10 protein-coding genes are annotated in these 12,912 nt (G+C 68.6%); 5 read left to right on the forward strand and 5 right to left on the reverse strand.

Features of this window, described 5'->3' with window-relative positions:
• Positions 1-102 precede the first annotated feature (102 nt).
• Positions 103-411 (reverse strand): hypothetical protein, encoded by a 309-nt coding sequence (locus FHR56_RS11790; protein ID WP_160945703.1) that lies wholly within the window; start codon positions 409-411, stop codon positions 103-105.
• Positions 412-579: 168 nt separating this feature from the next.
• On the opposite strand from FHR56_RS11790, the gene FHR56_RS11795 reads away from it, so the two are divergent.
• Positions 580-1,083: a hypothetical protein gene (locus FHR56_RS11795; RefSeq protein WP_160945702.1), complete on the forward strand. Its 504-nt coding sequence runs from the start codon at positions 580-582 to the stop codon at positions 1,081-1,083.
• Positions 1,084-1,207: 124 nt separating this feature from the next.
• Here the strand turns inward: FHR56_RS11795 and FHR56_RS11800 are convergent, their stop codons facing one another.
• From FHR56_RS11800 to FHR56_RS11815, 4 genes are all read right to left on the reverse strand, one after another.
• On the reverse strand, positions 1,208-1,705 hold the full coding sequence (locus tag FHR56_RS11800; RefSeq protein WP_160945701.1) for a hypothetical protein: 498 nt from the start codon (positions 1,703-1,705) through the stop codon (positions 1,208-1,210).
• A gap of 87 nt (positions 1,706-1,792) precedes the next feature.
• Positions 1,793-3,088 (reverse strand): APC family permease, encoded by a 1,296-nt coding sequence (locus tag FHR56_RS11805; RefSeq protein ID WP_160945700.1) that lies wholly within the window; start codon positions 3,086-3,088, stop codon positions 1,793-1,795.
• Entirely contained in the window at positions 3,085-3,798 is a 714-nt protein-coding gene (locus FHR56_RS11810; RefSeq protein ID WP_184502673.1) for a L,D-transpeptidase family protein, read from the reverse strand. The genes FHR56_RS11805 and FHR56_RS11810 overlap by 4 nt, the downstream gene beginning before the upstream one ends.
• A 1,147-nt stretch (positions 3,799-4,945) precedes the next feature.
• Entirely contained in the window at positions 4,946-5,923 is a 978-nt protein-coding gene (locus tag FHR56_RS11815) for a LacI family DNA-binding transcriptional regulator (protein ID WP_237473046.1), read from the reverse strand.
• A gap of 404 nt (positions 5,924-6,327) precedes the next feature.
• Between FHR56_RS11815 and FHR56_RS11820 the strand changes: the two genes are divergently transcribed.
• From FHR56_RS11820 to FHR56_RS11835, 4 genes are all read left to right on the forward strand, one after another.
• Entirely contained in the window at positions 6,328-9,465 is a 3,138-nt protein-coding gene (locus FHR56_RS11820; protein WP_160945697.1) for a TonB-dependent receptor, read from the forward strand.
• Positions 9,466-9,560: 95 nt separating this feature from the next.
• Positions 9,561-10,319, forward strand: coding sequence for a SapC family protein (locus FHR56_RS11825; RefSeq protein WP_184502629.1), 759 nt, complete (start codon positions 9,561-9,563; stop codon positions 10,317-10,319).
• Between the two features lie 2 nt (positions 10,320-10,321).
• On the forward strand, positions 10,322-11,341 hold the full coding sequence (locus FHR56_RS11830; RefSeq protein WP_160945695.1) for a cupin-like domain-containing protein: 1,020 nt from the start codon (positions 10,322-10,324) through the stop codon (positions 11,339-11,341).
• A 13-nt stretch (positions 11,342-11,354) separates the two neighbouring features.
• Complete coding sequence (locus FHR56_RS11835) at positions 11,355-12,884, forward strand: tryptophan halogenase family protein (RefSeq protein WP_160945694.1); 1,530 nt, start codon at positions 11,355-11,357, stop codon at positions 12,882-12,884.
• Positions 12,885-12,912 lie beyond the last annotated feature (28 nt).

Here is a 12,912-nt window from a genome sequence, read left to right on the forward strand (position 1 = left end):
GTGCTGCCCTCGTAGGAGCGGCTTCAGCCGCGACGGGCTTTACCGAACAAGCGCGTCGCGGCTGAAGCCGCTCCTACGAACGGGCGAGGTGGCGCGTCCGCCTCAGTCGCCGTTGCCGGCCCGCTCCCAGGCGCGTCGCACCGCGTGGCGGGCCTTGCTCCAGCTCAGGGTCTGCGAGCCCTTGTTGTTGTCCCAGTCGCGGTGCAGTTCCGCTTCCACCTGCTCGTAGGCGCGGTTGAAGTCGCGGATGCGCGCCTCGTGGCCGGCGTGGTAGGCGGGCTCGTAGTCTTCAAAGCGCTCGCCTTCGCTGTAGTAGGGCTCGTCCGCGAAGCGATCGCGCCAGTACTGCGAGACGCTGCTGCGGTCCCCGTCGTTGGGGGCGCGGCCGGGAATCTGATACGGAACGCTCATCGTCGGTCTCCGTTGCTGTGAATACGCTCCACGCTAGTCAGGCGCTCGTTAACCCTGTCCCTGCGCGGCGTGATCGCGGTATGAAACATTCATGCCTTCTGGCAGGCTGCGCCCGCGTGCACGGTGGCTTACGATCCGCCGCTACATCCTCGCTTTCCGGCAGACCCCATGGCCGCCAACGGCATCGCCTTGCTGACCCCGTACCTGGCCACGGCCGGCGTCGGCTGGCTGTATTACCGGCGGATCCGCCGCTACTTCGGCCGCCAGCCCTGGCAACCGCGGCGCACCGCCGTGCGGCTCGGGTTCCTGCTGCTGGTCGCGGTCCTGCTGACCTGGCTGGCCGTGCAGTTGCCCGCCGTGCGCCTCGGCATGGCGCTGGGCGCGGTGGGCGGTGCCGCGCTGGGCGCCTTCGCCCTGCACCACACCCGGATCAAGGTACAGGACGGCGCGCGCTGGTACACGCCCAATCCCTGGATCGGCGCCGCACTGAGCGTGCTGTTGCTGGGGCGCCTGGCCTGGCGCTGGGCCAGCGGTGCCTTCTCCGGCGGCAGCGCGCAGACCCTGCAGAACGCCAGTCCGCTGACCATGAGCATCGCTGCGGCGTTGATCGCCTATGGGCTGGTGTACGCCGCCGGGCTGCTCGTGCGCATGCGGGCGTTGACGACCACCTGATCGCCGACGCGCGCCGGTTGCGACGCCATCGTGGTCGTCTTCATGCTGCGCAGACCATCGAGCGCAGCACCTCGCGCGCGAGATCGCGCGCAAGCCGATGTGGTGTTCGCTCCGTGGCGCCGCGTCAGTGCGCGGCCGCCGCCGCTTCGTACGGCAAGGCCGTGGTGCCGGCCGCGCGCAGCGGGGCGTCGGCGGCGTCCAGTTGTTCCGGCTCGCCTTCGATCACCACCAGGATGCGGCCGGCCTCGATTTCCTCTTCGAAGTTGCGCCGCACCGGGTCCGGCACGGTCGACCCGACCAGGGCCGAGGACCAGCTGCCGACCAGCGCGCCGGCAATGGCCATCACGCCGGCGCCGGCCAGGGTGATGCCCAGTGGCGGCACCGCGATCGCCGCCAGCCCGGCCAGCAGGCCCGCCGCGCCGCCACCCAGGGCGCCGCGCGCGGCGGCCGGCACGGTGTCGGTCTTGCCTTCCTTGCGGTCGTCGGGGATGGCTTCCAGTTCGATGTCGCCGCGTGCGACCAGCGACAGGTCGTCGTTGTCGACACCGGCGCTGCGCGCGGCCTGCAGCGCACGGGTGGCGGTGGGCAGATCCGGGGCACTGTAGACGCGGCGGCGTTTCATGGCGGGCGGCCCTTGCTGGCGGGCGTCCAGCCTCCGGGCGCTGGAGTTATCCGCGCGTGACCTGCGCGCAAGGCGGCGTGAAGGTGTTCAGGCCGCGTCCTTGCGCGGGAAGCGATAGAACAGCGCGCCCACCAGCAGCGCTACGCCTGCGGCGGCCAGGTTCTGCCAACTGGCACTGAGCAGCAGTGCCAGCGCCAGCAGCAGTGCCGCCAGCGGAATCAGTGGCCCCCCCGGCAGCCGCAGCGCACCGGGCCGGTCGCGGTAGCGCCGTGCCAGCACCAGCACCGCCGCGGCGGTGCCGATGTAGGCGAACAGGCGGGTGACCATCGACAGCAGGGCCAGCTGCACGAACGAGCCGGACAGGGCCAGCGCCAGCGACAGCACGCCCTGCAGCAGGATCGCCGCGGCCGGCGTGCGGAAGCGCGGATGCACCCGCGCCAGGAACGCCGGGCCATAGCCGTCCTTGGCCAGTGCGAACAGGAAGCGCGGCCCCAGCATCACCGTGTTGCTGGTGGTGCCGAGGATGGAGATGGTGGCGCCGACAGTGAGGATCAGCGCCAGCGCCTCGCCGCCGAAGCCGCTGGCGGCGTCGGCCAGCGGCGTCGCCGATTGCGCCACGTTGGGCAGCGTGCCCTGCGCCACCACCTGCACCGCGGCATAGATCAGGGTGACGGTGACGATCATGGTGATCAGCGCGAACGGCACGTCGCGGCGCGGATTGCGGTACTCGCCGGCGGCGGCCGGGATGTTCTCGAAACCGGCGTAGGCGAACAGCAGCAGCAAGGCCGCTTCGCCGAGGTTGCCGACATCGCGCGGGTCCGGGGTCTTGCCGGAGAACGCCCACGACCAGTCCACGTAGAACACGCCGATGGCCACGAACAGCAGCAGCGGCACCAGCTTGCCGATCACCAGCGCCACGCCGGTGCGCGCGGCCGACTTCACGCCGATCACGTTGATCGCGGTGAGCAGGCCGAGCGAGCCGACCACGATGCCCAGGCGTGCGCCGCCACCGGCCGCGGCCGGCCAGAAGCGCACCACCGCATCGGCCAGGCCGTTGCTCAGCGCCGCCGCCGAACTGATCCGGGTCAGCCAGATCATCCAGCCGATCTCGAAACCGGCGAAGCGGCCGAACGCCTCGCGCGCATATAGATAGCTGCCGCCGGGCTCGTCGAAGTAGCTGGCCGCCTGCGCGTAGCACAGCACCAGCAGGGCCACCGCCACGCCGGCCAGCAGCACCGCCCACAGGCTCAGCGGCCCGAGCAGGGCGGCGGTGGCCGCCGGCAGCAGGTAGATGCCGCTGCCGATCACGTCGTTGATCGACAGCCCGACGATCTGCCAGCGGCTGACCGCACGGACCAGCCCGGGTTGCGGCGCCTGGCTCACGGTGCCGGCCCCACGGCCGGCAGCGCCCAGTCGGCCTGCAGGCGCCGGTACGCATCGCGCGGCAGCAGCACGAACAGCGGCGCGGCCGACGGCCGCAGCCACGCCAGCAGCCCTTGCATGTCGGCCGGCTGCATCGCGGTGCAGCCGGCGGTGGGCGCGCCCGGCGCACGCCACAGGTGGGCGAAGATGCAGCTGCCGGCCCCCGGCGTGCCCTGCGCGTTGTGGTGGATGACGAAGCCCTCGCGGTAGCGCGTGTCGCCGTCGTGGCGCAGGTCCAGGCGCATCGGCTCGGTGGACCCGGCCACCGCGGCGCTGCCGACCTCCTTGGCATCGACGATGCGGTTGTACAGCGGCGAGGTGGGCACGTCGATGCAGTAGTTGCTCTCCTGCATCGCCTGGTAGGGCATGGCGCTGTCGATGCGCGGCGCATAGCCGAAGGCCTCGCCGATGGTGAACACCCCCGCTGGGCTGCGGCCGTCGCCTTCGCGTTTCTGCGGGCCGTCGTCTTGTGCCGGATGCAGGCCCAGGCCCCAGGCGCTGCCGTGGCGGCCGAGGCTCACGTCGAAGGCCTTGCCATGCGCACGCCACCCCTGCGCGTCGCGCTCGAACGCCTGCAGCTGCCCCTGCGGGCTGTCCCAGTCCGGCGCCAGCACCAGGATCAGCTGCTGCGCGCGCTGCAAGGCGGGCAAGGCGGCGCTGTCGGCGGCCATGCTCGGCGCGGCGATCAGGGTGCACAGCAGGGCCAGGCCGATGCGCCAGGCGCGGTGGTGACCGTTGTGCACTGACGCGGCAGGGGACCGATGGAGCAGGGGCATGGGCATCTCCGGTGGCGGCATGGGCGCGAGGGCGCGCCTTGGGTGCAAGGTAGCGCAGTTGCTAGGCGGATGGCGTGCGCTGGTGCCGCCATCTCGGCCGACTGCTCAACCGATGAAGTTGTTGACAGTGATGTGCGTGCTGACGACACATGGTCGGTGCGAGCAGTCTTGTCGTGTGATGCCCTGGTTCCGAAACCGGGCAAGACGATCCATGCCGTTGCCGTTGCCGTTGCCGTTGCTCCGGCTGTTGCTGTTGTTTTGGCTTTTGACTTACCGGGTTCCCTTCCGAAGCGGCGAACCAGGCGGGAAACACCCGAAGGGCGGCGCACAGGGATGTGCGCCGTCCGCGGCAGGGGCAGGATGCCCCTTCCGCGGATCCCGTCTGGTTCGCGGACCCGGAGCGCGCAGCGCGGAGGGCGCGTAGGCAGGGCGCGCTTTCTTTTGGTTACCTTTTCTTTGCGCGAGCAAAGAAAAGTAACTCGCCCGAAAGGGCGAAAGCCTTTAAAGCTTTTGCTGTTGCTACTGCTATTGATTGAAGTTGGTCTGTCGGACGAGAAAATCTGTAGGAGCGGCTTTAGCCGCGACAGCATCACCGAGTACGTCGGTCGCGGCTGAAGCCGCTCCTACAATCTAGCGGTCGCCGCTGAGCAGCAAGTGCAAGAGCAAAGCTTTCGCCTTGCGGCGAGTTACTTTTCTTTGCTTGTGCAAAGAAAAGTAACCAAAAGAAGCGCTTTACCACAGCCGAAGGCTGGTCAAGCACACCCTGCCTCGCGCCCTCCGCGCTGACGCGCTCCGGGTCCGCGTCCAGCCCGGGGATTCGCGGAAGGGGCATCCTGCCCCTGCCGCGAACGGCGCACGTCCATGTGCGCCGCCCCTTCGGGGTTTTTCCCCGGGCTGGCCGCCGCTTCGGAAGGGGACCCGGTAAGTCAAAAGCAACAGCAACAGCCGAAGCAACAGCAAATGCACTCCACGGCGGTGCGCTTGTGCGCAATGCGTGAGACGCAGCGGCCCTGCGCCGTCCTCCAGCCCGCATCCAATGACGCTAGCGATCCAATAGCGGCCGCGACACCGAATCGCGTGTGATCAAGCGGTGCGGCACCACGTGATTGACGCTGACGCGCTCCGCCCCGGCGGCCTGCCGGATCTCGCGTAACAGGAGGTCGATGGCGGCATCGGTCATGTCCGCCACCGGCTGATGGATGGTGGTCAGCTCCGGCCACACCATCGTCGATGCCGACGTGTCGTCGAACCCCACCACCGACAGATCCTCCGGCACCTTCAGGCGCCGGCGATGCGCCACCGACACCACCGCCGAAGCCATGTCGTCGTTGCTTGCGAAAATCGCGCTGGGGCGCGGCTGCAGCGCCAAGAGCCGCTCGGCCGCCTCCAATCCGGCGCGATAGGTGAAGTCGCCGGCCTGCACCAGTGCGGCGTCGTAGCCGATGCCCGCCTCCGCCAGGGCATCGCGGTAGCCCTGCCAGCGGTGCGCGCTGGCGGTCTGGTTCGGGTCGCCGGTGATGTAGCCGATGCGGGTGTGCCCGTGCGCGATCAGATGCGAGACCATGTCGTGGCTGGCGCGGCGGTCATCGATGCGCACGCAGGAGACCTTGTCGCTGAACCGGCTGGACGCGATGGCGACGACCGGAATCCCGGCCTCGACGAAAGCACCGACGATGGCCTTCGATTCGCATAGCGGCGGCGGCAGGATCACCCCCGCCACGCTGTTGCAGAGCGTCTGCGCGGCAGCGCGGCGTGCCCGCGGACCCAGGCCATCCCAGGTCGCGATCACCAGTTGCGCCGCTGCACGGGTGGACCCGCGCAGTGCCCCGACCAGCAGTTCGCGCAGATAGCTGGAGCTGGGATTGGTGTAGATCAACGCGATGCACAGGTGCTGCGCCGCGGCGAGGGCGCTGGCGGCCGGGTTGGGCCGGTAGTCCAGGGCGCGCACGCTGCGCATCACCCGCTCGCGGGTGCTCTCGCGCACGCCGGCATGGCCATGGGTGACGCGCGAGACGGTCATGGGCGAGACGCCGGCATGCGCCGCCACGTCGTCGATGGTGATGGTGCTCGCTTTTCGACGCAGCGTTTTGGGGGTGCTCTTCAAGGAATGCGTTCCTTTGTTGCGACGCATGATGACAAGCGATATCGGGGGTGCGTAGTCTGCGCCGTGACGTGATGATAGCGCTATCAATTAGCGGCAGTCGGGCTCGGGGGGAGCCTTTATCGCGCGTCGTCTGGCAATCCTGAAACGGAGTTTTGAGTCGCAGCGACCGCACAGCGCGCTGCGATGTTCGGCGTGGAAGACGGGCATCGCCCGTGCGTGCCTCTTTGGGGGAGGGGCGGTACATCCATCGATCGCATGTCAGAGGGGAGAGTCATGAGCGCTTCTATGTTTCGTCGTCTGCCAGTCCTGAGGGCTCGTCCATGAGCCGGGCGCTGGCGAAGTTCAAATCCAGGGCCATGTTCACGTTCGTCGGCGGCGTGCTGGTCATCAATCCCGCCTTCGCACAGGACGCGTCGACGCCGGCGCCGGCACCGCCCGCCCAGCAGCAGGCCCAGAGCAGCCCGACCCAACTGGACACCGTCCAGGTCACCGGCCTGCGCAACAGCCTCAGCCAGGCGATGGACATCAAGCGCGACGCCGCCGGCGTGGTGGATGCCATCAGTGCCGAGGACATCGGCAAGTTCCCGGACACCAACCTGGCCGAGTCCCTGCAGCGCATCACCGGCATCTCCATCGAGCGGCGCGATGGCGAAGGCGCGCAGGTCACCGCGCGCGGCTTCGGCCCGCAGTTCAACATGGTGACGCTCAACGGGCGGCAGATGCCGGGCGCCGATGCGTTCGGCGCCGCCGGGCAGGTCGCCATCGGCGGCGTCGACGGCGGCACCCGCGCCTTCAACTTCGCCCAGTTGGCCGCCGAGGCGATCAACGGCATCGAGGTCTACAAGACCAGCCAGGCCAACGTGCCCAGCGGCGGCATCGGCGCCACCATCAACATCCTGACCTCGCGTCCGTTCGACCATCAGGGCATCGTCGCCAGTGCCGGCGCCAAGGCGGTTTCGGACCGCAGCCAGCCGTTCGACAACGACCTGACCCCGGAACTGTCCGGCATCTTCAGCTACAGCAATCCGGACAAGACCTTCGGCGTCGGCGTCAGCGCGAGCTACCAGAAGCGCAAGGGCGGCTCGGTGCAGGCCACCGAGAACTACTGGAACGTGCAGCCGTGGACCGGCTCGATGCCCGGCAACCCGACCGTGGTCAACGCGCCGCAGATCGGTGCGCTGTACGCGCGCCCGAACGACCTGCGCTATGCGTTCTCCGAGTTCGAACGCGAGCGCGTCAACGGCCAGGCGGTGCTGCAGTTCGCGCCCACCGACAGCCTGACCCTGACCCTGGACTACACCTACTCGACCAACGAGATCACCGAGAATCGTGGCGAGCAGGGCATGTGGCTGCAGAACAGCAACTACACCGACGTGACCTTCGACACCAGCGGCGCGGTGGCCGTGCCGACCTACATCCGCGAAATCGCCGGCACCAAGGATTTCGGCCTCGAGCAGCAACGCAGCATGCAGAAGTACAAGCTGGGCTCGCTCGGCCTGAACGCGGTGTGGAACGTGACCGACCGGCTCAAGCTGAGCTTCGACGCGCACGACTCGAAGAACGAAAGCCGCCCCAACGATCCGCTGACCGGCGGCGGTTCTCTCTTCATGAGCATCGCCGGCACCAACAACTGCACCACCGGCCCGCACTGCGGCGGCTCCTGGGTGCAGGAGTTGAACTTCAACAACGGCCTGCCGATCGGCACCCAGGTGTGGTATCCGAGCGACGCCGCTGCCGCGGCCAACGTCAACGGCGTGGTCAACCCGGGCTTCGTGCCGGGCGAGATCGGCACGCAGGTGCTGCGCGTCAACTCGCAGAGCCAGATCAGCCAGATCAAGCAGGCGCGCGTGGACGGCGAGTGGAGCTTCGACCAGGGCCGCTTCCAGTTCGGCGTGGACAGCAGCAAGTCGACCACCCACCGCATCCAGGCCGCCGAGGCGTATTCCACCCTGGGCGACTGGGGCGTGGCCAATGTCGACCGCGATACCGCCGGCGGGCTGATGAACCTGATGCAGCCGGTCAACATCATCGGCCTGTTCGACGACTACGGCGGCACCAGTTGGCCCGCATGGCGGGGCGATGCCGGCCGGCTCGCGGAATGGGCAGCCGGCCAGTACGGCGTCGGCCTGGGCGTGAGCCCGCAGCGCGCCGCCGACAATTTCGTGGAGGAGAAGACCCGCTCGGCGTACTTCCAGGTGGAACTGGATGGCGAGTTGGCCGGTCGGCGTACCAATACGCGGTTGGGCGTGCGCTACGAAACCACCGACGTGGTCTCGACCTCGGTCATCGCCACCCCGGAAGCGATCGAGTGGCAGTCCAACAACGACTTCCGCGTGGTGCTGTCCAACGCGCAGCAACCCTTCAGCGAAAAGACCACCTACAGCTACATCCTGCCCAACCTCGATTTCAGCATCGACCTCACCGACACGCTGAAGGGCCGCGTCTCGTTCGGCAAGAGCATCGCGCGCGCGCCGATCGGCAACCTCTATGCCGGCCCCGGGGCGCAGCAGCCGTTCGGCTCGGTGCTGATCGACCCGTCCTCGCGGGCCAGCGGCACCGCGCAGAACCCGGCGCTGAAGCCGCTGGAGTCCGACAACCTCGACCTGGCGCTGGAGTGGTACTTCGCCGACGCGAGTTACCTGTCGGTGACCTACTGGAACAAGTCGGTCAACAACTTCATCGGCAACACCGTGGTGCAGGAGAATCTGTACGGCCTGCGCGATCCGACCTCCGGCCCGGACGCGAGGACGGCACTGGCCTTCCTCACCAGCGGTGCCTGTCTCGCCCAGGTCGGCCCGGCCAACGCAGCGGCCTGCTCGGCCAACGATACCTCGCTGTTCACCGCGCTGGCCCTGCTGCGCAACAATCCGGCCGGCCTGGCCGCCTACAACGGCACCGGCGCGCAGGTGCTGGCGACCGAAGCGGCCTACGATCTCTACGGCGAGGCCGACGACCCGCTGTACGAGTTCAACGTCAACCGCCCGATCAACCAGAACCAGGCCAAGCTGCACGGCTGGGAACTCGGCGGGCAGTACTTCTTCGGCGACACCGGGTTCGGCGTCCTCGCCAACTACACCATCGTCAAGGGCGACGTGGGCTACGACAACGGCGGCGATCCGGGCATCGACCAGTTCGCGCTCACCGGCCTGAGCGACACCGCCAATGCGGTGCTGATGTACGAGAAGTACGGCTGGTCGGTACGCCTGGCCTGGAACTGGCGCGACCAGTACCTGATCCTGGCCAACCAGGGCACCAGCCGCAATCCGTACTATGTGGAACCCTACGAACAGTGGGACCTCAGCGTGAACTACACGTTGAACGACAACTGGTCGTTCGGCCTGGAAGCGATCAACCTGACCGGCGAGGACGTGCGCTGGCGCTCGCGTACCTCGCAGATGATCGTGAAGCTGGCCGACCAGAGTCCGCGCTACATGCTGGGCGTTCGCTACAGGTTCTGAAGAAGGCGAGGAGCTTCTCTTCGCGTGTCGCCACGGACGCCGTCGCTGTCGCGGCGGCGCTCCGTGCCAGGCTGCAACCGGGAGTGCGCAACACGATGCCGCGTTACGAAATGCTCAACAACATCGCGCACCGCGACCTGCGCGTGGCCACCGACTTCGGGCCGGAGTTCGGCGACGCGGTGGGCATGGTGCCGGCCTATCCGAGCGAGTTCGCCGAGCTGCAGCGGGAATATCCGCTCTTCCTGCGCAAGGATCCGGCGACCGGCGCGTGGCAGTCGGTGGTGTTGCTGGGGTTCGAGCAGCACGAGAACCTGTTCCTGCAGGAGCGGCGCTGGGCGGCCTCGTATCTGCCCGGGGCTGCCGCCAAGGGGCCGTTCCTGATCGGCTTCCAGGAGCAGCGGATCGATGGCGTGCTCACCCAGGAGGCGGTTTTGCACGTGGACATGGAGCATCCGCGGGTGACCGCGATGCAGGGCGAGCCGGTGTTCTTGCCGCAAGGGGGTAACACCGCCTATCTCGACCACATCACCACGGTGCTGCGCGGCATCCACGAGGGCCATGCCTTCGGCGCGGAGATGTTCGCCGCGCTCGATGCGCACGGACTGATCCAGCCGGTGACGCTGGACGTGCAAGTCGATGCGCAGCATCGGGTCGGCGTCAGCGGCCTGCACGCGATCGACCGTGAGCGCCTGTCTCAGTTGGATGGCACCGCGCTGGCCGCGCTCAACCGCGCCGGCTATCTCGAAGGGGCGTTCCTGATGCTGGCGTCGCTGCACAACATGCGGCGGCTGATCGCCGAAAAGCAGCGACGCTTGCGATTGCAGGATGCCGCCGTCGCGGCGGGCAGGAACTGACCATGCCGGACGGCGGGGCCATGCGGACACTGGAGGGCGTGCAGCCCACCGCGCTGCCAGTGCAGGACCTGGTGGCGGCCGGGGAGCCGGTGGTGTTGCGCGGCATCGCGCGCGACTGGGGGCTGGTCCAGGCCGGCTTGCGCTCCACGCAGGAGGCCCTGGCCTACCTGCGTGGTTTCGATGCGGGTGTGCCGGTTCCGTATTCCTTCGGCGAACCCGGGATCGAGGGGCGTCCGTTCTACAACGCCGATTTCACCCAGTTGAATGTCGAGGTCCGGCGTGGACCGCTCACGCAGGTGCTGGACGCGATCGCCGCCACCTTCGAGGATCCGCGGCCGCCCACCTACTATGTCGCGTCGCTGCCGATCGAGCGGGCGCTGCCGGGGTTCGCGCAGGCCAACGACGCCGGTCTGGCCGGTCAGGGCATCGATGCGCTGGCGAGCATCTGGATCGGCAACCGGGTGACGGCGTCCTGCCATTTCGACACGCCGGACAACCTGGCCTGCTGTGCCGTGGGCCGGCGCCGCTTCACCCTGTTTCCGCCGGAGCAGATCGACAACCTGTATCCGGGACCGCTGGACCCCACGCCGGGCGGGCAGGTGGTCAGCGTGGTGGACTTTGACCGCCCCGACTTCGCGCGGTATCCGCGCTTCCGCGATGCCCTGGCCAGCGCGCAGCACGTCGAGCTGGAGCCGGGCGATGCGCTGTTCATCCCGAGCATGTGGTGGCACCACGTGCGCAGCCTTGAGCCGTTCAACGTGCTGGTGAACTACTGGTGGCGCAGCGCGCCGGCGTTCCTGCCCTCGCCGCTGCCTGCGCTGCAGCACGCGATGTGGGCGCTGCGCGATCTGCCGGCGCGCGAGAAACAGGCGTGGGCGCAGATCTTCGATTACTACGTGTTCGGTCCGGGCGAACGCGCAGCGCAGCACCTGCCCGAGGCCGCGCGCGGCGAACTGGCGCCGTTCGACGAAACGCGTGCGCGCCGCGTGCGCGCGCAGTTGCTGGCGCGGCTCAACCGCTGATGGGAGCATCGCCTTGAACCTGGCCACCACACCAGACGGACGCATCCGCAAGGTCGTCATCGCCGGCGGCGGCACCGCCGGCTGGCTGGCAGGCTGCGCGCTGGCGCACCAGTTCCGCGATCGTTTGGACATCACCCTGGTGGAGTCCGAGCAGATCGGCACCGTGGGCGTGGGCGAGTCGACCGTGCCGCCGATCCGCATGTTCCACCGCTTCCTGCAGATCGACGAGCAGGAGTTCCTGCGCGCGGTGGCCGGCACCTTCAAGCTCTCGATTTCCTTCGAGCACTGGCGTCGCCCCGGCGATCGCTTCATCCATCCGTTCGGCACCATCGGGCAGGGCACCTGGGCCACACCGTTCCATCATTTCTGGCTGGACAGCCTGCGCCGCGGCATGCCGTCGGACCTGGGCGATTACTGCCTGGAAAGCGTGGCCTCGCGTGCGGACCGGTTCTCGCTGGAGACGCAGCCGCAGGTCAACTACGCCTATCACTTCGACGCCGCGCTGTACGCGAAGTTCCTGCGCAAGAAGGCCGAAGGCTATGGCCTGCGCCGGGTGGAAGGGCAGATCCGCGAGGTTCGGCAACATGCGCATGACGGCGCCATCGCGTCGCTGCTGCTGGACGACGGGCAGGTCATCGAGGGCGACCTGTTCATCGACTGCACCGGCTTCCGTGGCCTGCTGACCGAGCAGACCCTGCACACCGGCTACGAAGACTGGCGCGACTGGTTGCCCAGCGATCGCGCCGTGGCGGTGCAGACCGAGGCGGTCGCGCCGCCGGTGCCGTATACCCGTGCCATCGCGCACGAGGCCGGGTGGCGCTGGCATATCGCGCTCCAGCACCGGGTCGGGTGCGGGCTGGTGTTCTCCAGCCGCCACATGTCCGACGACGAGGCGCACGCCAAGCTGCTGCGCGACGTCGACGGTCCGCCGCTGCGCGACCCGTGGCTGGTGCCGTTTCGCAGCGGGCGCAGGTTGCAGGCCTGGAACAAGAACGTGGTGGCGCTGGGCCTGGCCAGTGGCTTCATCGAGCCGCTGGAATCGACCAGCATCCACCTGACCATCAGCGCCGTGGTGCGCCTGATCCAGCTGTTTCCGAGCGACGGCATCAGTCCGGCGTCGGTGGAGCTGTACAACACGGTCAGCCGCCAGGAGATGGAGCACGTGCGCGACTTCATCATCCTGCATTACCACGCCACCCAGCGCGACGAGCCGATGTGGAAGGCATGCCGCGAGATGGCGCTGCCCGAGTCGCTGGCGATCCGGCTGCGCGCCTGGCGCGAACGTGCGCACGCCTGGCAGGACCCCGGCGAGCTGTTCCGCGTGGATTCCTGGACCAGCGTGTTGATGGGCCAGGGAGTCCAGCCCGGGCCGCCGCATCCGCTGGCCGCCGCCATCGGCGATGCGGATCTGCGCACGCTGCTGACGCGGATCCGGCAGCCGCTGCAGCAGGCCCGCGCGGCGATGCCCTCGCAGGCGGAGTTCATCGAGCGCTATTGCAAGGCGGCGCCGGACGTGTGGCAGCGGAGCGTTTCCCTGGCGTAGCGGGACGCACGCCGTCATCCAAAAATGG

This window comes from Xanthomonas sp. F10 (assembly GCF_014206815.1).
Taxonomy (GTDB): domain Bacteria; phylum Pseudomonadota; class Gammaproteobacteria; order Xanthomonadales; family Xanthomonadaceae; genus Xanthomonas_A; species Xanthomonas_A indica.